Origin of the sequence: Pseudomonas sp. 2(2015), from assembly GCF_000955865.1 — a bacterium.
Taxonomy (GTDB): Bacteria; Pseudomonadota; Gammaproteobacteria; order Pseudomonadales; family Pseudomonadaceae; genus Aquipseudomonas.
This window is the reverse complement of sequence record NZ_JYOF01000003.1, coordinates 711706-732542: the sequence shown is the minus strand read 5'-3', so window position 1 is coordinate 732542 and position 20837 is coordinate 711706. Positions and strand designations below refer to the sequence as shown.

At 62.7% G+C, this 20837-nt stretch carries 17 protein-coding genes; 6 read left to right on the top strand and 11 right to left on the bottom strand.

The features are described 5' to 3' along the window. Positions 1–3: 3 nt before the first annotated feature. The gene (gene dacB / locus UB48_RS06240; protein ID WP_045194994.1) at positions 4–1467 is read right to left on the bottom strand and encodes a D-alanyl-D-alanine carboxypeptidase/D-alanyl-D-alanine-endopeptidase; all 1464 of its coding nucleotides are present in this window, start codon (positions 1465–1467) and stop codon (positions 4–6) included. Between the two features lie 214 nt (positions 1468–1681). Between dacB and UB48_RS06235 the strand changes: the two genes are divergently transcribed. Then, a complete protein-coding gene (locus UB48_RS06235) occupies positions 1682–2026 on the top strand; it encodes a YggL family protein (RefSeq protein WP_045194992.1) in 345 nt (114 codons plus the stop codon). 60 nt (positions 2027–2086) lie between these two features. Here the strand turns inward: UB48_RS06235 and UB48_RS06230 are convergent, their stop codons facing one another. The 6 genes from UB48_RS06230 to UB48_RS06205 form a co-directional block, all read right to left on the bottom strand. Then, positions 2087–5743, bottom strand: coding sequence for a transporter substrate-binding domain-containing protein (locus tag UB48_RS06230; RefSeq protein WP_045194989.1), 3657 nt, complete (start codon positions 5741–5743; stop codon positions 2087–2089). A gap of 8 nt (positions 5744–5751) precedes the next feature. Continuing rightward, positions 5752–6378: a response regulator transcription factor gene (locus tag UB48_RS06225; protein ID WP_045194987.1), complete on the bottom strand. Its 627-nt coding sequence runs from the start codon at positions 6376–6378 to the stop codon at positions 5752–5754. A 291-nt stretch (positions 6379–6669) separates the two neighbouring features. Next, positions 6670–8001 (bottom strand): deoxyguanosinetriphosphate triphosphohydrolase, encoded by a 1332-nt coding sequence (locus tag UB48_RS06220; RefSeq protein ID WP_045195736.1) that lies wholly within the window; start codon positions 7999–8001, stop codon positions 6670–6672. 477 nt (positions 8002–8478) lie between these two features. Beyond that, on the bottom strand, positions 8479–8811 hold the full coding sequence (locus UB48_RS06215) for a hypothetical protein (RefSeq protein WP_045194984.1): 333 nt from the start codon (positions 8809–8811) through the stop codon (positions 8479–8481). Continuing rightward, on the bottom strand, positions 8808–9185 hold the full coding sequence (locus UB48_RS06210) for a phage holin family protein (protein ID WP_045194982.1): 378 nt from the start codon (positions 9183–9185) through the stop codon (positions 8808–8810). Before UB48_RS06210 ends, UB48_RS06215 begins: the two co-directional genes overlap by 4 nt. A gap of 9 nt (positions 9186–9194) precedes the next feature. Beyond that, entirely contained in the window at positions 9195–9509 is a 315-nt protein-coding gene (locus tag UB48_RS06205) for a YqjD family protein (protein ID WP_045194981.1), read from the bottom strand. A 302-nt stretch (positions 9510–9811) separates the two neighbouring features. Between UB48_RS06205 and UB48_RS06200 the strand changes: the two genes are divergently transcribed. Next, positions 9812–11020, top strand: a complete 1209-nt coding sequence (locus UB48_RS06200; RefSeq protein ID WP_045194978.1) for an ammonium transporter — start codon at positions 9812–9814, stop codon at positions 11018–11020. 5 nt (positions 11021–11025) lie between these two features. Here UB48_RS06200 and UB48_RS06195 read toward each other — a convergent pair whose 3' ends face one another. Further along, complete coding sequence (locus UB48_RS06195) at positions 11026–12984, bottom strand: monovalent cation:proton antiporter family protein (RefSeq protein ID WP_045194975.1); 1959 nt, start codon at positions 12982–12984, stop codon at positions 11026–11028. A 178-nt stretch (positions 12985–13162) separates the two neighbouring features. On the opposite strand from UB48_RS06195, the gene UB48_RS06190 reads away from it, so the two are divergent. The 4 genes from UB48_RS06190 (at position 13163) to UB48_RS06175 (ending at position 15266) form a co-directional block, all read left to right on the top strand. After that, positions 13163–13399 (top strand): glutaredoxin family protein, encoded by a 237-nt coding sequence (locus UB48_RS06190; RefSeq protein WP_045194973.1) that lies wholly within the window; start codon positions 13163–13165, stop codon positions 13397–13399. Between the two features lie 93 nt (positions 13400–13492). After that, positions 13493–13924, top strand: a complete 432-nt coding sequence (locus UB48_RS06185) for a D-Ala-D-Ala carboxypeptidase family metallohydrolase (protein ID WP_045194971.1) — start codon at positions 13493–13495, stop codon at positions 13922–13924. 92 nt (positions 13925–14016) lie between these two features. Further along, on the top strand, positions 14017–14328 hold the full coding sequence (locus UB48_RS06180) for a hypothetical protein (RefSeq protein ID WP_045194969.1): 312 nt from the start codon (positions 14017–14019) through the stop codon (positions 14326–14328). Between the two features lie 50 nt (positions 14329–14378). Then, complete coding sequence (locus UB48_RS06175) at positions 14379–15266, top strand: pseudouridine synthase (RefSeq protein ID WP_045194967.1); 888 nt, start codon at positions 14379–14381, stop codon at positions 15264–15266. A 42-nt stretch (positions 15267–15308) separates the two neighbouring features. On the opposite strand, the gene UB48_RS06170 is transcribed toward UB48_RS06175, so the two are convergent. From UB48_RS06170 to acnA, 3 genes are all read right to left on the bottom strand, one after another. Continuing rightward, positions 15309–16874 (bottom strand): PAS domain-containing methyl-accepting chemotaxis protein, encoded by a 1566-nt coding sequence (locus UB48_RS06170; protein ID WP_045194965.1) that lies wholly within the window; start codon positions 16872–16874, stop codon positions 15309–15311. A gap of 190 nt (positions 16875–17064) precedes the next feature. After that, positions 17065–17841 (bottom strand): CPBP family intramembrane glutamic endopeptidase, encoded by a 777-nt coding sequence (locus tag UB48_RS06165; RefSeq protein ID WP_045194963.1) that lies wholly within the window; start codon positions 17839–17841, stop codon positions 17065–17067. Between the two features lie 151 nt (positions 17842–17992). Next, positions 17993–20734, bottom strand: coding sequence for an aconitate hydratase AcnA (gene acnA, locus UB48_RS06160; protein WP_045194961.1), 2742 nt, complete (start codon positions 20732–20734; stop codon positions 17993–17995). Between the last annotated feature and the right edge of the window lie 103 nt (positions 20735–20837).

The window sequence follows — 20837 nt, the reverse complement described above, 5'->3', positions numbered from 1 at the left end:
GGCTCAGGGCTGAACGGCGGCGGTGCTGTTGACCAGTTTCGGCTGGCGGTACAGGTCGAGCAGGACCTGGTCGAGCACGGCCGAAGCCCCCCAGGGTTTGGGGTCGTTGAGGATCGCCGCGACCGCCCAGGTGTTGCCGTTGCTGTCGCGGCTGAAGCCGGCGATGGCGCGCACGGTGTTCAGGGTGCCGGTCTTGATGTGCGCCTCACCGGTCATGGCGGTGCGCTTGAGGCGCTTGCGCATGGTGCCGTCCATGCCCACCAGCGGCATCGAGCTGATGAACTCGGCAGCGTACGGGCTGTTCCAGGCCGCTTGCAGCAGGGCGGCCATTTCCCGGGTGCTGACCCGTTCGGCGCGGGACAGGCCCGAGCCGTTTTCCATGATCAGGTGCGGCGCGGTGATGCCCTTTTTCGCCAGCCACTGGCGTACTACGCGCTGGGCGGCGCGGGCGTCGTCGCCGTCGGCGTCGGTACGGAACTGCGCGCCCAGGCTCAGGAACAGCTGCTGGGCCATGGTGTTGTTACTGTATTTGTTAATGTCGCGGATGATCTCCACCAGGTCCGGGGAGTAGGCGCGGGCCAGCAGACGTGCGCTTTTCGGCACGTTGTCGACCCGGTCACGCCCCTGGATGCTACCCCCCAGTTCGTTCCAGATGGCGCGCACGGCGCCGGCGGCGTAGGTCGGGTGATCGAGCAGCGACAGGTAGGTCTGCGAGTTGCAGCCATCGCCCAGCTGGCCGCTGACCACGACGCTGACGCCGTCGGCTTGCACCACCGGGTTGTAGCGCACGTCGCCGCTGCACTGCTTGGTGTTGACCGCCTTGACCTGGTTGTCGATGCGGATGTTGGCAATCGGCGGCTCGACCGACACCAGCACCTTGCCCCCGTCGTTGCGGGCGACGAAGCGCAGCGCCTTGAGGTTGATCAGCAGCGAGTCGGGCTTGACCAGGAAGGGTTTGTTTTCGTCGCCACCATCATCGTTGAACTGCGGCAGTTGTGGCTGGATGAAGTGGCTGCGGTCGAGCACCAGGTCACCGCTGATGGTCTGTACGCCATTGGCGCGCAGGTCGCGCATCAGCAGCCAGAGCTTTTCCATGTTCAGCTTCGGGTCGCCGCCGCCCTTGAGGTACAGGTTGCCCTGCAGCACGCCGTTGCGCAGCGGGCCGTCGCTGTAGAACTCGGTTTTCCACTGGTGGGTGGGGCCGAGCATTTCCAGGGCGGCGTAGGTGGTGACCAGCTTCATGGTCGAGGCCGGGTTGACCGAGACATCGGCATTGAACACGGTCGGTGTGCCCGGGCCGTTGAGCGGCAGCATGACCAGCGACAGGGCCGAGTCCTGCAATTTGTTGGTTTTCAGCGCCTGCTGCACTTTTGGCGAAAGCGTGGTGTTGACCGCGGCGGCGTGGCTGGAAAGCGCCAGGGGCATCAGCAGGCCGGCAAGCAGAAGAGGGCGAAGAGATCTGATCATGTGCGATAAAACCCTGCGAGCGAGGGGTGAAAAAAACGGAGCGAAAAAAGGTGAAGGCCCCGATACGGAAAAATATAGCGCGCATTATGCCCCAAGCAGAACGCCCATGGGCCTGTGAATACAGGATCAAACAACAGCTTATCGGCTTTTATTCCGGCAATCGCGCGGTGAAACTGGTAAAGTGCCGCGCGTTAATACTCAAGAGGATTGTTTCATGGCCACTAACCGTTCCCGCCGTCTGCGCAAAAAACTCTGCGTGGATGAATTCCAGGAGCTGGGTTTTGAGCTGAACCTGGATTTCAAGGAAGATCTGTCCGACGAAGCCATTGACGCCTTCCTCGATGCATTCCTGGCTGACGCCATGGATGCCAATGGTCTGGACTATGTTGGCGGCGACGACTTCGGTCTGGTCTGCAAGGCCAGCCGTGGTTCGGTCACTGAAGAGCAGCGCGCTGCTGTTGAAGCCTGGCTCAAGGGCCGCAGCGAACTGACCAAGATTGAAGTCAGCCCGTTGCTGGACGCCTGGTATCCGGAAAAATCGGTCAACCCGGCTTCCTGATCCTGCTGAAACGGCGGCCCCAGTGGCCGCCGTTTTCGTTTCTGCTCCCCCGCCGCCTGTTCAGGTGGTGCCGCTGGAACAGCGCTGCTCCGGCAAGTGTTCGTGCAAATACCCCTGTAATGCCTGCTCAAGCACCGAGAGGATGTGCAGGATCTGCCGTTGCCGACGCTCCAGCATGGCCGGCGCCAGGTTGGCCTGGCAATCGGCCTCGAGCTGTTCGCAGGCGTGGATCAGGCCGTTGGCCTGAATGATCCGCGCCGGGCCGAGAATCTTGTGCGCCTGGCTCATCATTTGCGCTACATCGCGGCCAGGGTCGAGCGCCTTGAGTTGGGCGCCGTCGCGCTTGAAGCTGCGCAGCAGTTCTTCAAGCAACTGGCGCAGGTCGTTGATGCTGTTGCCGACCACAGGCTCTAGCCCTTGCAGATCGAACGGCAACTGCGCAGGCGGCGCCGGCCGGGCGCTCATCAGTGGCGCCCGGGCCAGGCGCTGGCCCAAGGCGTTGAGGCTGATAGGCTTGAGCAAACAATCATCCATGCCGACCTGGCGACAACGTTCGCGCACTTCCGGCTGGGCATTGGCGGTGTAGCCGAGAATGGTGCAGGGTGACCATTGGTACTGTCGCTCGTGGTCGCGCAACGCCTGGGTGAACTGGTAGCCGTTCATTTGCGGCATGTTGCAGTCGACGATTACCACATCGAAGTGCGCCTGACGCCAGGCGTTGAGGCCGCTGAAACCATTGTCGGCACTGGCGTGTTCGAGCCCGAGAAAGTTCAACTGCTGGGCGATCAGCAGCAGGTTTGCCGGATGGTCATCGATCACCAGGATCCGCAGCGCTGGCAGCACCGCACAGGGCACCGCTACGGGGGAGTCCGGCTTGGCCGTTTCAGCCAGCAGGGTCAGGGGCATGCTGATGCACGCACGGGTGCCCTGGCCGAACACGCTGTGCAAGCTCAGGTTGCCGCCCATCGACTGGCACAGGTCGCGGCTGATGGCCAGGCCCAGGCCGGTGCCGCTGCGGGCCAGGTTGCTGTCCGGATCGGCCTGGGCGAAGGGCAGGAACAGGCGCTGCTGGTCTTGCGGGCGAATGCCGATGCCGCTGTCCTCGACCGTTATCTTCAGGGTCGGGTGATCCGCTTGCGGGCCGGGCTCCAGAACCAGGTGCACGGTGACCTGACCCTGTTCGGTGAACTTGATCGCATTGCTGACCAGGTTGGAAAGAATCTGCTTGAACCGCAGCGGGTCGAGCAATACTTCGCAGCGTGCTTGCGTGGCGATGTCCAGGTTCAGGCGCAGGTCTTTCTGGCGGGCCACGCCATCGAACACGCGCCCGACCGACTCGACCAGCTCGGCCAGGTTAACGGGCTCTGGTGCCAGGCTCAGGTGGCCGGACTCGATACGGGCCATGTCGAGAATGTCGCCGATCAAGGCCAGCAGTTCTCTCGCCGAGTTGTAGGCCACTTCGATGGCCGGTCGGTCGATATGCCCCTGGTCGCCCCGCTTGAGGGTCAGTTCGAGCATGCCGATGATGGCGTTCATCGGCGTGCGGATTTCATGGCTGATGGTCGCCAGGAACACGCTCTTGGTGCGATTGGCATCGTCGGCGCGTTGCTTGGCCAGGCGCAGGTCCTGGATCAGTTGGCGGCGCTCGCTGATGTCGATCCAGCCGCCAATGATGCCCTGTACTTCGCCAAGCGAGTCGCGGTAAGGCAGGATCCAGTGGTAGATGGTCAGTTCCCGTTCCCTGAGCAGCAGGGGCCGGTCAACGATCAGCGGAATACCTTCGCGCATGACCTTCTGGTAATCGGCCTGGATCTGGCTGGCATAGCAGCTGTCGCCCAGGGTGCTGTCCTGGATGCGCTTGCCGAGGACGTCCTCAAGGCGCGCCTGCACCGCTTCCAGGTAACTGTCGTTGCAGCTTTGCAGCAACCCGGCACGATCGCGAACGTACATCGGGTGGGGGGTACCGTTGAGCAGTGCGCGCATGAACTCGAGCTGGTCGTTGAGGGCGCGCTCGGCGGCCTCGCGCTGCTTGATCTGGCGGCGCATCCAGGCGTTCCAGGCCAGCGACAGCAGCAACAGTAGGCTGGTACCCAGTACAACCTGGAGGATCAGGCGCTGGTACTTCTGCCAATAGGCGTCGGTTTCGGTACTGTAGCCACGCCAGCGGCTGTTGATGATGCCCAGCTCTTCCGGGGCGATGCTCAGCAACGCCTTGTCGAGGATTGACGCCAGCTCCTGGGCGCCTCGCGCCGTGGCCATGGCGAAGGTCGCAGGCTCGGCGCCGACCGAGGCGCGGATCGTCAGGTCGCGCTGGGAGGCCAGGCTGAAGTTGGCGTTGATCAGCGCGGTGATGGCCGCATCGACATGCCCGCTGGCCAGCAGCGAGGTTGAGAAGAAGGTGCTTTCCGTTTCGATCAGCTGGATGCCGGGAAAACGCTGGCGCAAGTCTTCGAACAGCGGGCTGTCGCGGGTCAGGGCCAGGCGCCGGCCGTTCATCTGCTCCAGCGAGTCCGGCTGGTCGCTGCCTTTGCGTGTCAGTAGGACGTAGGAGTTTTCCAGGTAGGGGCGGCTGATCGCCAGGGTGCCCGCGCGCCGCGGGCTGGGGGAAATTGCCGCAATGACATCGGCCTGGTCATGGTTGAGGCGGTCGATCATGTCACTGATGCCGCTGGCCCGTTGTACCTCGAAACGCAACCCGGTGCGCAGGCGGATCAGCTCCAGCAGATCGGCGGCGATGCCGCGAAAATTGCCGGCGCTGTCAAAAAAAGTCAGCGGCGCGGCGGTTTCGTTGACCACCACGCGCACCACCGGGTGGCCGCTGAGCCAGCGCTCTTCGCGTTGCGACAGCTGCAGCTTGCGGTCGGTGAGCAGCACGTCGCTGCCGGCGCTCCAGCGTTTGAAGATGCTTTCGCGGGTGCTGCTGGAGACGCTGTCGAGGGTGGCGTTGATCAGTTCCAGCAAAGGCTGGTTGCTGCGCTGCACGGCAAAGCTGAAACCGACCGGTTCGTGCTTGCCGAAATTGGCCATCTTGATGTTCTGCAAATGGCCCTGGTTGATCAGGTAATGGGTCGAGATGGTGTCACCGAGAAACACATCGGCCTGATCGAAGGCCACGGCGTTGAGGGCGTTCTGGTAGGAGGGGTAGGACTGGATGGTGGCGTCCGGGTAACTGGCCAGTACCTCGTCCATCGGCAGGTAGTGATAGACCATGCTCAGGCGCAGGCCGGCCAGGCCCATGTCGAGCGGGCGCGCCTCGTTCTCGCGGGTGACCAGCACCGGCTGGTCGACCGCGTAGGGCTTGGACAGGGCAATGCCGGGAGTTGCCGCCTCGTAGCCGTTGGTGCTGCCCAGCAGGTCGATCTGCCCTTGGGCCAGGGCCTTAACCGCATCCTGGCGGGTGGCGAAGCGCTTTACCTGGATGGGCAGGTCCAGGGCTGAGCCAATCAACCCGGCGAAATCGGCGGTCAGGCCTTCGTAGTCACGGCCGCTGGCGGTCATGTCGAACGGCGGGTAGTCCGGCGCTGAAGTACCCAGCACCAGCTGGCCCTTGCCCTTGATCCACAGGCGCTGGGCCGGAGTCAGCGACAGTTGCATGGCAATCGGCCCGGCCCGGCTGAACAGGGTGAACGGGCTGGCGGCGACTTCGTCTGCCTGCGTGACATGGCTCAGGCAGGCCAATACGCCGCACAACAACAGGGTCAGGCGCTGCCTAAGCATGAGTGGCCTCACACCAGTGCATTGCGTTTGGCCATTTCAATCAGTTCGACCAGCGAGCTGGCCTTGAGCTTTTGCATCAGCCGTTTCTTGTAGGTGCTGACAGTTTTGTTGCTGAGAAACATGCCCTGGGCAATTTCCTTATTGCTTCGGCCTTGGGCAAATAGTTGCAGCACCATTAACTCGCGGTCATTGACCTGTTTGAAAAGGTCCAGTTCCGAGGCGCAATCTTCGTGTTTGCGTGGCGGATTGATCGCTTGGCTGGGGAAGTAGTTATAACCGGAAAGCACCGCTTTTATCGCACTGAGCAGTTCACTGAGATCTTCCTGTTTGCACACATAGCCGGCAGCACCGGAGTGCATGCAGCGAATGGCAAAGAGTGCCGGCGATTGTGCGGTCAATATCAGGATTTTCAGCGGGATGCCCATGGCGTGAAAGCGTGAGAGCACTTCCAGGCCATCGAGCCGGGGGATGCTGATGTCGAGGATGATCAGGTCCGGCAGGCATTCGCGGACCATTTGCATGGCGTCTACGCCGTTGTCCGATTCGCCGACGACGCGATAGCCCTCATTCTCCAGAAGCATGCGCACCGCCAGGCGGATGACCGGGTGATCGTCGACGATGAATACAGAGTACATGGTGAAGTTTCCATAAAGGTGCCAGAGGGAGAAACGGCACCTTAGCGCAGATAGAACAGGTCGCACATGAACTCAAGGGGAGTTAAATGATATATAGGAAAAGTCCTACTGGTTTTGAAATGTAGGATTACAGGGGTTTCTGTATGGTGGCAGTGTCAATAGTGTTGATAGTAAGTTGATGTTGCGAAGGATAAGGTAAGTTTATTGTTGTTTGCAGTGTGTAGGTGGTTTCTCACGTCTTATCGGCGAAATCGTACTGCCCGAATGCCGGGCAGTACGCTGTGGTCGCGATCAGGTCGGGCTTGAGCGGCCGGTCATTTCGCGGGCCATTTCGCTGGCATAGCTGTCGGTCATCCCGGCGATGAAGTCGATCATGCGCAGGAACGAGCTGTGCAGCGAGGCGTCAGGGTCGGGTGCGTTCTTGCCGAGCAGGTCGAGGATGCGTCGGCTCTTGAACGACGGCGTGCGTCCGCCATGTTGCTCAAGGGCCGCCCCACAGAACGAGTTGAGCAAAATCTCCAGGGTGGTGTAGGCACCAATTTCGTGCAGGGTCTTGCGTTTATCCTGGAAGATTTTCTTGCGCGCAATGTCCTTGGCCTGCAGCACGCAACGTTTGGCCGGGCCGTGCATGTGTTCGACCAGATCGCCGCCGAGGGTGCCGGCCAGCAGGGCGTCCTGTTGCTCGACAAAGGCGCGTGCGGCGGCGTTGGTCAGATGTTCGATGGCCTTGCCACGCAGGATCGCCAGCTTGCGTCGGCGCGAATCGTCGGGGCCCAGCTGGCGATAGGTTTCCGGCAGGTCGTCGCCCACCAGGCTGAGCAACAGCGACTCGACCTCGGCATAGTCGAGCAGGTCCATTTCCAGGCCGTCCTCGAGGTCGATCAGCGCATAGCAGATGTCATCGGCGGCCTCCATCAGGTACACCAGCGGATGACGCGCCCAGCGTTGCTCTTCAAGCTGCGGCAGACCGAGCTTGCGGGCGATCTGTTCAAGCAGCACCAGTTCGCTCTGGTAACAGCCGAACTTGTGCTTCTTGTAGCCCAGGGCGTCGGCATGGCGGGCGGTCCAGGGGTACTTTAGGTAGGTGCCGAGGGTGGCATAGGTCAGCCGGGTGCCGCCGTCGAACTGGTGGTATTCGAGCTGGGTAAGCACCCGAAAGCCCTGGGCGTTGCCTTCGAAGTTGAGGAAGTCGGCGCGTTCGGCCTCGCTCATGGCGTCGAGCCAGCCACGCCCGGCGGCCTGCTGGAACCAGTGGCGGATGGCGTCTTCGCCGGAGTGGCCGAACGGCGGGTTGCCGATGTCATGGGCCAGGCAGGCGGACTGCACGACCATGCCCAGGTCGCTGGGTTCGCACCATTGCGGCAGGCTGGCGCGCAGGGTTTCGCCGACGCGCATGCCCAATGAGCGGCCGACGCAGCTGACTTCCAGGGAGTGGGTCAGGCGGGTGTGGATGTGGTCGTTGCTGGACACCGGATGAACCTGGGTTTTGCGCCCCAGGCGGCGGAAGGCGCCGGAGAAGATGATCCGGTCGTGGTCTTTGTGGAACGGGCTGCGGCCGAGTTCTTCGGGGCTGTGCAGGGGTTTGCCGAGGCGTTCGCGGGTGAGCAGGGTGTGCCAATCCAAGGCCATTTCTCCGGGGTTTTGGGGCAGGTTGGTAGCTTCGGGGTTTGGGTCGGGGGGTGCAAGTGTGTTCTTGCGATCTGTGGGCTTACCCATTTGATCGGGTGTACTGGCGGGCCCCTTCCGCCTTTACGGCGGCTTACTTTTTTCAGTCGAAAAAAAAGTAAGCAAAAATTCTCGCCCCACCAGTGGGCCCTGCGCTGCGCTTCGGGTTCCCTCGCTCCGGCGTCGCTACGGGGCATTGCGAACTACGAGTTGCAAGCAACTCTACGTTTCGCAACTTCGGCTGACGCCGAAGGTGCTGCGCACTCGCCCCTTCGCAACACCTGCACTCGGCCCTTCTGGTTAACGGGGCCGGGTAGATCAAGAGCAGATCAAGATCAACAGCACAATTCGCTTCGCTCTTGCTAAGCCGCAGATCTGTGGGAGCGGGCTTGACCCGCGATCGAGCGCGCAGCGGTCGTAGTTCAGGCGCTGCACTTAACGCTTGCTACCAGCCCCTTGCATGGCCAGTTTCAACAGCGGAATCAAGCTGGTCCCCAGGCGCACCAGGCGGCTGACGCTGCCGCTGCGGGCGCCTTTGCCGGTGAGGAAGCCCAGCAACACCACGGCGCCAATGCCCCATAGCGGCGCGTGCTTGATGCCCAGGCCGCCTTGCAGCGAATCGCCCATGGCGCGCAAGCGGGTCAGGGGGTTGAGCAGTTGCCCGGATTCGTGGCGAATTTCCTGGCGGTGCATCTCCAGGCGCAGGCGTACCAGGGCCTTGCGCAATTCGCGGCGGTTGGTGGTTTGCGGCAGTTCTGGCAGGCTCATGGCAACAGGCGCTCCCGGTCCTTGGCAAGTTCTTCGAGGGTCGAGCTGAACGGCGACGATTCATCGAACACCGCTGCCTTCAGGCGCAGGCCGCAAAACACTGCGGCAAGCCCGTAAAACACGCACAGGCCGATGATGCCGGCCAGGCGGTAGCTGTCCCAGAGCATCACCAGCACCAGGCCGGAGAGGGCGGTCAACAGCAGCAGGGCAAACACCAGGGCCAGCCCGGCGAACAGCAGCAGGCTCAGGGTTCGGGCTTTCTGCTCCTGCAGCTCGATGCCGAACAATTCGACATGCCCATGCAACAGGCCCAGTACTGCCGCGCCCAGGCGCTTGCTGGAGGGGCCGGCACCGGCCAGTGGTTCGCTTTCCATGCTCGGTCCTCAGCGGCGGGTGGCCAACAGGCCGATCAGAAACCCTACGCCGGCGGCAATGCCGATCGACTGCCAGGGGTTGCTCTGCACGTAGTCTTCGGTGGCGCTCAGGGCCGCCTGGCCGCGCTCGCGGACCGAGTCCTGGGTCAGTTGCAGGGTTTCCCGGGCGCGCAGCAGGCTGTCGTGGATCTGCTCGCGCAGGTCGTCGGCCTGATCGCCGGCCAGGGTTGCAGTGTGTTCCAGCAGCTTCTCGGTATCGCGTACCAGGGCCTGGAAGTCAGCCATCAATATGTCTTGAGCAGTCTTTGCCGATTTGCTGGCCATGGGGCTCTCCCTAACAGTGTGTGTGGCTATTTCGAGTCGTGGGCGCGGGCGAAGGTTCAAGTGCATTTGGCTGGTACAGCTTTTGCTTTGCCTTGGTGCGCCAGGACCGGTGCCCGCGCCGATTGTGGGCGCTGGACAATGCCGGACCTGTAAACCTTAACCCAATCCATGACAAACCCAAGGAAAAACTCCCGTATCACCCGGATCGGCCAGGGAGGTGGCCGTCACAACGATCCAGGCTGGTGCACCAAGGAGTACTTCTGGGCTGTCTTGGTGCTTTTTTTTGCAGGCCTGCCGACTCCATGGAAAATTTGCAAAGCGCGGTGGACACCCTGGTCCACGGTTCCAACACGCTGTTCATCCTGCTGGGGGCGGTGATGGTCCTGGCCATGCACGCAGGCTTCGCCTTCCTCGAGGTGGGCACGGTGCGGCACAAGAACCAGGTCAACGCCTTGTCGAAGATTCTCAGCGACTTTGCCGTCTCGACCCTGGCGTACTTTTTTGTCGGCTACTGGATTTCCTATGGCGTGAGTTTTCTCCAGCCGGCCCAGGTATTGAGCCAGGAGCATGGCTATAGCCTGGTGAAGTTCTTCTTCCTGTTGACCTTTGCCGCGGCAATCCCGGCGATTATCTCCGGCGGCATTGCCGAGCGGGCGCGCTTTGCCCCGCAATTGTGCGCCACGGTGCTGATCGTTGCCTTCGTCTATCCGTTTTTCGAAGGCATCGTCTGGAATGGCAACTTTGGCCTGCAAGCCTGGCTGACGGCACGCTTTGGCGCAGGCTTTCATGACTTTGCCGGCTCCGTGGTGGTGCATGCCATGGGCGGCTGGCTGGCGCTGGCGGCGGTATTGTTGCTGGGGCCGCGCAACGGCCGCTATCGCGACGGCAAGCTGGTGGCCTTTGCGCCGTCGAATATTCCGTTTCTTGCCCTGGGTTCGTGGATTCTGATTGTCGGCTGGTTCGGCTTCAACGTCATGAGCGCGCAAACCCTGCAAGGGGTTAGTGGCCTGGTGGCGGTCAATTCCTTGATGGCCATGGTCGGCGGTACTGTCGCCGCCTTGCTGGTCGGGCGTAACGACCCGGGCTTCCTGCACAACGGCCCGCTGGCCGGGCTGGTGGCGGTGTGCGCAGGTTCTGACCTGATGCACCCGGTGGGGGCGCTGGCCACCGGGGCGATTGCCGGGGCCTTGTTTGTCTGGTGTTTTATTGCCGCGCAGAACACCTGGAAGATCGACGACGTACTGGGCGTGTGGCCGCTGCATGGTTTGTGCGGGGTATGGGGCGGGATCGCCTGTGGAATCTTCGGTCAGAGCGCGCTGGGTGGTTTGGGTGGGGTGAGCCTGGCCAGCCAGCTGATCGGCAGCCTGGCCGGGGTGCTGGTGGCGTTGCTCGGTGGCTTTGCCGTCTATGGCAGCATCAAGTTGCTGCACGGCTTGCGCCTGAGTCAGGAGCAGGAGTACTACGGCGCCGACCTGTCGATTCACAAGATCGGCGCCACCAGTCAGGACTGAACGGCTCAGCGCCCGGCGAGCAAGCGCGCCTCGCAGGCTTCTACCGCGCTCAATGGGCCGCTGACCAATACGGCATCGCCGGCGTGCAGGCAGGTGCCGGTGTCGACATTCAGCTCCTCGCCTTGGCGCTGTACCGCCTGCAACTCAACGCCCAGTTGCTCCAGGCCCAGCTCGCTCAAGGGACGGCCGCAGGCGTAGGCTTCGGCGCCGAGGTTGACCGCGTGCATCATCGCCTTGGGCAGGCCCTCGCTGTCGACCGGGCTGGTCTGGGCGCCATGGTAGAAGGCATGCAGCAAGCGGTAGCGGGTTTTGCGCACTTCATCGACACGCTGCTGCACCTGCTCTTGCGGCAGGCCGAGCATGACCAGGGCGTGGGAGGCCAGCATCAGGCTCGACTCCAGTAACTCCGGGACCACCGCCGTGGCGCCAGCGGCGCGCAATTCTTCGCGCTGACTGTCGTCACGGGTGCGCACCAGGATCTGCACCTGGGCATGACGCTCGCGGGCGGCTTTCAACACGCTCAGGGCAATGTCGGTCTTGTCCACGGCAATCACCAGCAGGCGCGCGCGTTCAAGGCCGATGGCGGTGAGCAGTTCGCCGCGCCGCGAGTCGCCGTAATGCACGCAGTTTTCCCCGGCGGCGGCTTCCTGAACGCGCACCGGGTCATCGTCAAGGGCAATAAAGGGTATGTTCTCGCGCCGCAGGAAGCGCCCGATCGATTGGCCGACGCGGCCGTAGCCGCAGATCAGCACGTGGCCATTCATTGCCGCGCTTTGCGCTTCGATCTCTTCCAGGTGGATCTCCTGGTTGGGCTTGCGGTGCAGGCGGGCGGCGATGCTCGGCGCTGCGCGCAGCAGTAGCGGGGTGACCAGCATCGAGCAGAAGGTCGCGGCCAGTAGCAGGTTGCCCAGCTCTTCTGGCAGCAGGCGGGTCTGTTGCATCTGCGCCATCAGGGCGAAACAGAACTCGCCACCCTGGGCCAGGGCCAGGCCGCTGCGCCAGGCGGTCTCGGCATCACTGCCGCGCAAGCGCACCAGGGCGGCCACCACCACACCTTTGATCAGCAGCAGGGCGAGGGTCAGGGCAAGCAGTTGCCAGCCGTGGCTGGCGAACAACTGCAGGTCGATGAGCATGCCGATACTGACGAAGAACAGCCCGAGCAGAATGTCGCGGAACGGGCGGATATCGGCTTCGATCTGATGGCGATAATTGCTTTCACCCAGCAACATGCCAGCGAGAAACGCGCCCAGGGCCGGGGACAACCCCAGCAGGTGGGTCAGCCAGGCGGTCAACAGCACGATCACTAGCGCCAGCAAGACGAACAGCTCAGCTGAATGCGAGCTGGCCACCTCATGGAACAGCCGCGGCAGCAGCCAGCGGCTGGCCAGCAGCAGGCCGAAGAAGAGGATCACGGTCTTGCCCAGGGTCAGCGGCAAAGCCCAGTACCAGGCCTGGCCGCCTTGACCGGCAAACACCGGGACCAGGGTCAGCAGCAGCACCGCCACCACGTCCTGGAACAGCAGCACGCCGATGGCATTCTGGCCATGGCTGCTGAAGATTTCGCCAAGGCTGGTCAGCTCCTTGCTGACGATCGCCGTCGACGACAGCGCCAGGCCTGCGCCGAGCATCAGGGCGACGTTGGGTTGCATACCGAGCAGCACCAGCAGGCCGGCGAGGAGGATGCTGGTGCAGATCACCTGCAGGCTGCCGAGGCCAAACACCACCTTGCGCAAGGCGAGCATTTTCGACAGGGAAAATTCCAGTCCCAGGGAAAACAGCAAAAACACCACACCCATTTCAGCCAGGTCCGGCAGCTCTTCGCTTTCGTTGACCCAGTCCAGGGCGGTAGGGCCGACGAACAGGCCGACACACAAATAGCCAAGTACCGGTGGCAACTTCAGGCGCCGGAAGAACGCAATGACGACCAGCGATGAGGCCAGGATGATCAACAGGTTGGCAAACACAAAACACTCCCTTGCGAAAACAGCGGAAAAACCATTAAGTCTGAACGACTTACGCGATTTGGCCGTTGATGTACATCAGCACTTCATTGCCGTTGGCCAGCTTCAGGGGCGGCGCTCGACTGGCCCCGATTGCAGACCTAGAATAATGATCCGTTCCTACAGATGCTGGTACCCATAAATGCTTCCTGAATGCCAATTGTTCGGCACCTTGGGCTGTCACCTGTGCGAAGTGGCCGAGGGGCTGCTGATGCCGTTTGTCGAGCATGGCCTGATGGTCGAACTGGTCGATATCGCCGAGCACGAGGGGATGATCGACACCTATGGCCTGCGCATTCCGGTGCTGCGCCGTTGCGATACCAGGGCCGAGCTGAACTGGCCGTTTGACTCTGAACAGGTGGTGACCTTCTTGCAGTAAAGCAGGGGGCGCGGGGAGCGGCTTCCTGTCGTGCGTTGATTCAAGGGTGCGAGGACAATCCCTGGCGAATACACAATGCCAAGGAATGGTCCCATGCAGCTGTCCGCACATTTTTCCCTCGCCGAGATGATTACCTCGGAGACTGCCGCTCGTCGTGGTATCGACAATACCCCCGAAGCGCAGGTCATCAGTAACCTGCAACGACTGTGCACTGTGCTTGAAGAGGTTCGCAGCCTGGTCGGCCGGCCGATTCGAGTCAGCAGCGGCTACCGTTCACCGGCCCTCAACAAGGCAATCGGTGGCTCGCCCAGGAGTGCGCATACCCTCGGCCTGGCGGTGGATATCAATGTGGCCGGGCTGGCGCCGAGCGAACTGGCCAGGCGAATCATGGACAGTGAGGTGATGTTCGATCAGTTGATCCTCGAATACGACCAGTGGGTGCATTTTGGCCTCAGCACGCAAGTGCCACGCCGTCAGGTGCTGACCATTCGCCGCGGTAGTGGCTACCTGCCGGGTCTGGTCTGACAGCTGTCGTCTGATTGACGCAGGCGACTTCTCTGAATATGCTGTATATAAATACAGTAAAGGGATGGCGCTTGCGTCGAGGGTCCGGATCAATGGTCAATGTCGAACAACTGAAATACTCCGTCAATCGCATGGCTGTCGAGGTCGTGAGTGAAGCGGTGCTCGAGTTGCGCCTTGACGGCCTGGTGCTGGAAGGCAAGACGCCGTTCAATAAAGTGCATTTCAATACCTGCTTCGCCGAGATCGAGGCGCTGTTCCAGCGCGCGGGTTACCACCGGCCGCTGGATGTGGTCGGTTACCAGGGGTTGTTGTACGCCCTTTACGACCCCGGCCGCTGGGAGGCGGTCGAGGTGCTGCGCTGGCTCAAGGAGTTCACCGAGGCTGCAGCCACCGAAGCTGGCTGAGCGGGCGGGCATGGGCGATAATGCCCGGTCCTTTCGTCCTGAGTGTTCCCATGGCCACGCCTCCCTTCGATCCGGCACAGCATCAAGCCAGTACTGTCTGCCTGCCGCCCGGCAACTGGGCGACGGTGGTCGATTGCCTGAGCGAGCACTTCAAGGCCATCGGTCGCGAGCAGTGGCTCGATCGTATCGCCCGCGGCCGGGTGCTCGATGCCCAGGGTGCGCCGATCAATGCCGCGCTTGCCTACCGTCCGGGCCTGCGCATTCACTACTTTCGTGAAGTGCCGAACGAAAAACCGATCCCGGTCGAAGAGGCCATCCTGCACATCGATGAGCACCTGGTGGTTGCCGACAAGCCGCATTTCCTGCCAGTCACCCCGACCGGCGAATATGTCGAGCAGACCTTGCTGCGCCGGCTGATCCGCCGCCTGGACAATCCCCACCTGGTGCCCTTGCACCGCATCGACCGGCACACCGCCGGGCTGGTGCTGTTCTCGGCCAACCCGCAGAGCCGTTCGGCCTATCAGTCGCTGTTTCCCAACCGGCAGATCGACAAGCGCTACCAGGCCATCGCCCGCGCCTTGCCCGAGCGTGAGTTTCCACTGGTGCACAAAAGTCGCCTGGTCAATGGCGAGCCGTTCTTCCGCATGCAGGAAGTGGAAGGGGTGAGCAACAGCGAAACCCTGGCCCAGGTGCTGGAGAAGAATGGCGAGCTGTGGCGCTACGGGCTGTCGCCGGTGACCGGCAAGACGCACCAGCTGCGCGTGCACATGACCGCCCTGGGCGCGAGCATTTGCAACGATCCGTTCTATCCGGACATCGTTCAGGGGCCGGACGACTACAGCAAGCCGCTGAAACTGCTGGCGCACAGCCTGCGTTTCAATGACCCGTTGAGCGGTGCAGAGCGATACTTTGAAAGCCGGCTGACGCTCGACTGGTAAGGCGGGGAGCCGCGCACCGCCAATGGCGATGCGCGGCCGGGCTTAGCGGTTGAAGCGTTCCACCAGCGAGTACTGGCTGGTGGCGGTGCGGGTCAGTTCTTCGCTGAGCAGCGCCGAGTGCTGGGCCTGTTCCGAGGTCTGGTCGGCCAGTTGGGCGATGGTACTGATGTTGCGGCTGATCTCGTCGGCCACCGCAGTCTGCTCTTCAGTGGCAGCAGCAATTTGCGTGGCCATGTCGGTGATGTTGGCTACCGCTTCGCTGATGCCGACCAATGCCTGGTCGGCTTCCATCACCCGTGCAACGCCTTCTTCAGCCTGGCGATGACCGCTTTCCATGGTCTGCACGGCGCTGTTGGCAGTCTGTTGCAGTTTGGCGATCAGGCCGTGGATCTGCCCGGTGGATTCGGCGGTGCGTTGCGCCAGCTGGCGCACTTCGTCGGCCACTACGGCAAAGCCGCGGCCCATCTCACCGGCCCGGGCCGCTTCGATGGCGGCGTTCAGGGCCAGCAGGTTGGTCTGGTCGGCAATGCCCTTGATCACATCGACCACGCCACCGATTTCGTCGCTGTCGCGAGCCAGCTGAGTCACGGTCAGGCCGGTCTCGCCGACGGCAGCCGACAGGCGCTGGATGGCTTCGCGGGTTTCCCCGGCGATGTCACGGCCGCGCCCGGTCAGGCGATTGGCTTCCTGAGTGGCATCGGCCGTGCGCTGGACGTGGTTGGCCACTTCCTGGGTGGTGGCGGCCATCTGGTTGACGGCGGCGGCAACCTGTTCGGTTTCCACGCGCTGGCGTTCCAGGCCCGAGGAGCTGTTGTGGGCCAGGGTATCGGACTGGCGCGCCTGCTCGTTGAGGTGCTCGGCGGTATCCTGCAGGCGGGTCAGGCAGGTTTTCATCCGCGCATCCTGGCTGAGCATGGCCATTTCCAGGCGCGCCTGCACGCCGCGGCTGTCGGTGTACATCTGCGCGATCAGCGGGTCGGAAGTGGCTTGTTCGGCCAGGCGCAGCAGGCGCTTGAGGCCGCGTTGCTGCCAGCTCAGGCCAAGCAGGCCGAGCGGCACCGAAAGGCCGGCGGCCAGGGCAAAGCCCCAGGAATGGCCGAGCCAGTTGCCGATCAGGAAGCCGATCTGGCTGATGAGGATGAACGGCAGCCAGTCCTGCACCACCGGCAGCCACTTGTCGCGGCGCGGAATGGCCGGCTTGCCCTGGTTGATGCGCTGGTACAGCGCTTCGGCGCGGCGTACCTGTTCGGCGGTGGGCTTGACCCGCACCGATTCGAAGCCCACCACCTGGTTGCTCTCGAACACCGGCGTAACATAGGCGTTGACCCAGTAATGGTCACCCGACTTGCAGCGGTTCTTGACGATGCCCATCCATGGCAGGCCTTGCTTGAGCGTGGTCCACATATGCGCAAACACAGCAGGCGGCACATCCGGGTGGCGGACCAGGTTGTGCGGTGCGCGCATCAGCTCCTCGCGGGAGAAGCCGCTGATTTCGACGAAGGCGTCGTTGCAGTAAGTGATAACGCCCTTGGCATCAGTGGTCGAAATCAACCGTTGCTGAGCTGGGAAAGTCCGTTCGCGCTGGGTAATCGGCTGGTTGTTACGCATTAGCTGTTCAATCCGCAAGGCTTTCGAGAGGTATCGGCACGCCGGGGGTTTTGTTGAATGAATATTTGCAGGGCTTGATTTCGATCAATGAGTCCTGATCTGACCTGCGCTAAGTCACTCGTGCAAAGTTCAACAAATTAGCTGCATTCTTTCATGTTTTTGACACAAAAGTCAGCTAATGACCGCAAGTTCACAACGGCGCCAGCATCGGGTAACTGAAACCGGCGAAATGCGCCAGGTTCAGGCCGAAATGGCAGAGTACTGCGGCGAAAATGCCGCCATGACGGTATGCCAGGCCGTAGCCGACACCGGCAAGCCCAGCCAGCAGCACCCATTGCCAGCCGCCACCGAGATGGGCCAGGCCGAACAGGCTGGCGGCCAGCAGCAGGGCCAGGTTCTGGTTTTTCAGCAGGCGTTGCAGGCCGCCCTGGATGTAGCCGCGAAACAGCAACTCTTCGGTCAGGCACACCAGCAGCAGGTTGTTCATGGCCCAGATCCACGCCTGTTCAGGCCACTTCGGCGCCCAGGCGATCATTGCCAGCAGCCAGGCGCCGCCCAGGCAGACCGCGATGACCAATGGCAAGGTCCAGGCCAGGCTCGCCAGTGGGCGCTTGTTCTTCAGAGCCAGCACCCAGGGGCACGCCAGCAGCAGCCAGAAGCCGATCAGCGGCTTGTCGAGGTTCAGGTACATGGAGAAGGGCAGGGCTTCGCTGCTAAAACGCACCTTGTCGATGACCTTGGCGCCGCTGAAACCGGGCAGCATGTGCAGGGCCAGGGCAAAGGCCAGGAGCACGAACAGGGCATGGCCGACCAGCTTTTGCCAGAGGCTCGCGCGGCGTACCAGCAAGCCTGCACACAGCAGGGCAATCAGGGTGGGCAGGGCCAGCAGGCCGAGGTTGCCCTTGAGCAGGGCGAAGAGGTAACCGAGGCCGAGCAGCGCCAGGCCGATCCATTGCGGGGCAAGCATGAGACATCCTTTGAAAAGCAAAACGTGAAACCTTCGACTGCGCTTTTACAATCGAGGACACGCCACTCGGCCATCCTTTGGCCATTACTGCTTATCGTACGTGGTCTGCTCCATCAGGCAAAGGCCCGGTCACAGGGACCGGGCCGTTACTTCAGGCTGCGATCAATTGCCGCAGTACATAGTGAAGAATCCCGCCGGCCTTGAAGTACTCCACTTCATTGAGGGTATCGATGCGGCACAGCACTTCGATCTGCTCCTGGCGACCGTCCTCGCGGGTGATCTTCAGGTTCAGGGTCATGTGCGGCTGCACCTGTGCATGGCTCAGGCCAAGAATGTCGATGCGCTCGCGGCCGTCCAGGGCCAGGCTCTTGCGGTTCTGCCCGGGCTTGAATTGCAACGGCAACACGCCCATGCCCACCAGGTTGGAGCGGTGGATGCGTTCGAAGCTCTCCGCCAGCACTGCCTTGACCCCCAGCAGGTTGGTGCCCTTGGCGGCCCAGTCGCGGCTGGAGCCGGTGCCGTATTCCTGGCCGGCAATCACCACCAGTGGCGTGCGATCGGCCTGGTAGCGCATGGCCGCGTCGTAGATCGCCATCTTCTCGCCGCTGGGCACATAGAGAGTGTTGCCGCCTTCTTCACCGCCGAGCATCTCGTTGCGAATGCGGATATTGGCGAAGGTGCCGCGCATCATCACTTCATGGTTGCCCCGGCGTGAGCCGTAGGAGTTGAAGTCGCGCGGCTCGACGCCCTTCTCCCGCAGGTAACGTCCGGCCGGGCTGTCGGCCTTGATGTTGCCGGCCGGGGAAATGTGGTCGGTGGTCACCGAATCGCCCAGCAGGGCCAGGACCCTGGCGCCGTGAATATCCTCGATGACCGGCAGCGGCCCGGTAATGTCGTCAAAGAACGGCGGATGCTGGATGTAGGTGGAATCGTCCTGCCAGACATAGGTGGCCGCCTGCGGTACTTCGATGGCTTGCCATTGGGCGTCGCCGGCAAACACCTCGGCGTACTCCTTGTGGAACATCGCGGTATCGACGCTGGCCACGGCGTCGGCAATTTCTTTCTGGCTGGGCCAGATGTCGCGCAGGTACACCGGCTGGCCATCCTTGCCGACGCCCAGCGGTTCGCGGCTGATATCCACGCGCACGCTGCCGGCCAGGGCATAGGCGACCACCAGCGGTGGCGAGGCCAGCCAGTTGGTTTTCACCAGCGGGTGCACGCGGCCCTCGAAGTTGCGGTTGCCCGAGAGCACCGAGGCGACGGTGAGGTCGGCGCTGGTGATGGCTTTTTCGATGGCGTCGTCCAGCGGGCCGGAGTTGCCGATGCAGGTGGTGCAGCCATAGCCCACCAGGTCGAAGCCCAAGGCGTCGAGGTATTGGGTCAGGCCGGCGGCCTTGTAGTAGTCGGTAACCACCTTGGAGCCGGGGGCCAGCGAGCTCTTGACCCAGGGCTTGCGCTGCAGGCCTTTTTCCACTGCCTTTTTCGCCACCAGCCCGGCTGCCATCATCACGCTGGGGTTGGAGGTGTTGGTGCAGGAGGTGATCGCCGCGATCACCACCGCGCCGTTTCTGAGCAGGTGTTGCTGGCCCTGGTATTCATAGCTGACTTCACCGGCCTGGTCGGCATTGCCCACCGCCACGCCGCCACCGCCTTCGCTTTCAAGGCGACCTTCTTCCTTGCTCGAGGGCTTGAGTTGCAGGCCGATGAAGTCATCGAAGGCCTGGCTGACATTGCCCAGGGCGACGCGGTCTTGTGGGCGCTTGGGCCCGGCCAGGCTCGCTTCGACTTCGTTCATGTCCAGGGCCAGGGCGTCGGTGAACACCGGCTCCTGGCCGGGCAGGCGCCACAGGCCCTGGGCTTTGCAGTAAGCCTCGACCAGTTTCACCGTGGCTTCAGGACGGCCCGACAGGCGCAGGTAATCGAGGGTGATCTGGTCGACCGGGAAGAAGCCGCAGGTGGCGCCATACTCCGGTGCCATATTGGCGATGGTGGCGCGGTCAGCCAGGGGCAGGTCGGCCAGGCCGTCGCCGTAGAACTCGACGAATTTGCCGACCACGCCCTTTTTACGCAGCATCTGCGTGACGGTCAGCACCAGGTCGGTGGCGGTGATGCCTTCGCGCAGCTTGCCGGTCAGCTTGAAACCGATCACTTCCGGGATCAGCATCGACACCGGCTGGCCGAGCATTGCAGCCTCCGCCTCGATACCGCCGACGCCCCAGCCGAGCACGCCCAGGCCGTTGATCATGGTGGTGTGCGAGTCGGTGCCGACCAGGGTGTCGGGGAAGGCGTAGGTGCGCCCGTCTTCTTCACGGGTCCAGACGGTGCGCCCCAGGTACTCGAGGTTGACCTGGTGGCAGATACCGGTGCCCGGCGGCACCACGCTGAAGTTGTCGAAAGCATTCTGGCCCCAGCGCAGGAAGGCGTAGCGTTCGCCGTTGCGCTGCATTTCGATGTCGACGTTCTGGGCAAAGGCCTGCTGGCTGGCGTAGCGGTCGACCATCACCGAGTGATCGATGACCAGGTCCACCGGCGACAACGGGTTGATCCGCTGCGGATCGCCGCCGGCCTTGGCCATGGCCGCGCGCATGGCGGCGAGGTCGACCACCGCCGGTACGCCGGTAAAGTCCTGCATCAGCACCCGCGCCGGGCGGTACTGGATTTCGCGGTCGGAACGCCGCTCCTTGAGCCAGTTGGCCAGCGCCGAAAGGTCGCCGCTGGTGACGGTCTTGCCGTCTTCCCAGCGCAGCAGGTTTTCCAGCAGCACTTTCAGCGACATCGGCAGGCGCTGCAGGTCGCCGAGGCTGTGGGCGGCGTCGGGCAGGCTGTAATAGTGGTAGAGACGATCATCGACCGTCAGGGTCTTGAGGGTTTTCAGGCTATCGAGCGAGGGCATTACCAACTCCTTCTGCGCCGGTGATCGGCAATCTTCCCTGCTGTCGCCGGTTCACCGCCTCTGTGACAGTCCGCACGGCACGGACCTGGCTGAACGGTCAGGG

Coding starts and splice junctions, on each gene's coding strand:
- dacB (WP_045194994.1), bottom strand. CDS start 1,467: ATGATCAGATCTCTTCGCCCTCTTCTGCTTGCCGGCCTGCTGATGCCC.
- UB48_RS06180 (WP_045194969.1), top strand. CDS start 14,017: ATGGTCAATGTCGAACAACTGAAATACTCCGTCAATCGCATGGCTGTC.
- UB48_RS06190 (WP_045194973.1), top strand. CDS start 13,163: ATGCTTCCTGAATGCCAATTGTTCGGCACCTTGGGCTGTCACCTGTGC.
- UB48_RS06165 (WP_045194963.1), bottom strand. CDS start 17,841: ATGCTTGCCCCGCAATGGATCGGCCTGGCGCTGCTCGGCCTCGGTTAC.
- UB48_RS06175 (WP_045194967.1), top strand. CDS start 14,379: ATGGCCACGCCTCCCTTCGATCCGGCACAGCATCAAGCCAGTACTGTC.
- UB48_RS06170 (WP_045194965.1), bottom strand. CDS start 16,874: ATGCGTAACAACCAGCCGATTACCCAGCGCGAACGGACTTTCCCAGCT.
- UB48_RS06185 (WP_045194971.1), top strand. CDS start 13,493: ATGCAGCTGTCCGCACATTTTTCCCTCGCCGAGATGATTACCTCGGAG.
- UB48_RS06230 (WP_045194989.1), bottom strand. CDS start 5,743: ATGCTTAGGCAGCGCCTGACCCTGTTGTTGTGCGGCGTATTGGCCTGC.
- UB48_RS06200 (WP_045194978.1), top strand. CDS start 9,812: ATGGAAAATTTGCAAAGCGCGGTGGACACCCTGGTCCACGGTTCCAAC.
- UB48_RS06225 (WP_045194987.1), bottom strand. CDS start 6,378: ATGTACTCTGTATTCATCGTCGACGATCACCCGGTCATCCGCCTGGCG.
- UB48_RS06235 (WP_045194992.1), top strand. CDS start 1,682: ATGGCCACTAACCGTTCCCGCCGTCTGCGCAAAAAACTCTGCGTGGAT.
- acnA (WP_045194961.1), bottom strand. CDS start 20,734: ATGCCCTCGCTCGATAGCCTGAAAACCCTCAAGACCCTGACGGTCGAT.
- UB48_RS06210 (WP_045194982.1), bottom strand. CDS start 9,185: ATGGAAAGCGAACCACTGGCCGGTGCCGGCCCCTCCAGCAAGCGCCTG.
- UB48_RS06215 (WP_045194984.1), bottom strand. CDS start 8,811: ATGAGCCTGCCAGAACTGCCGCAAACCACCAACCGCCGCGAATTGCGC.
- UB48_RS06205 (WP_045194981.1), bottom strand. CDS start 9,509: ATGGCCAGCAAATCGGCAAAGACTGCTCAAGACATATTGATGGCTGAC.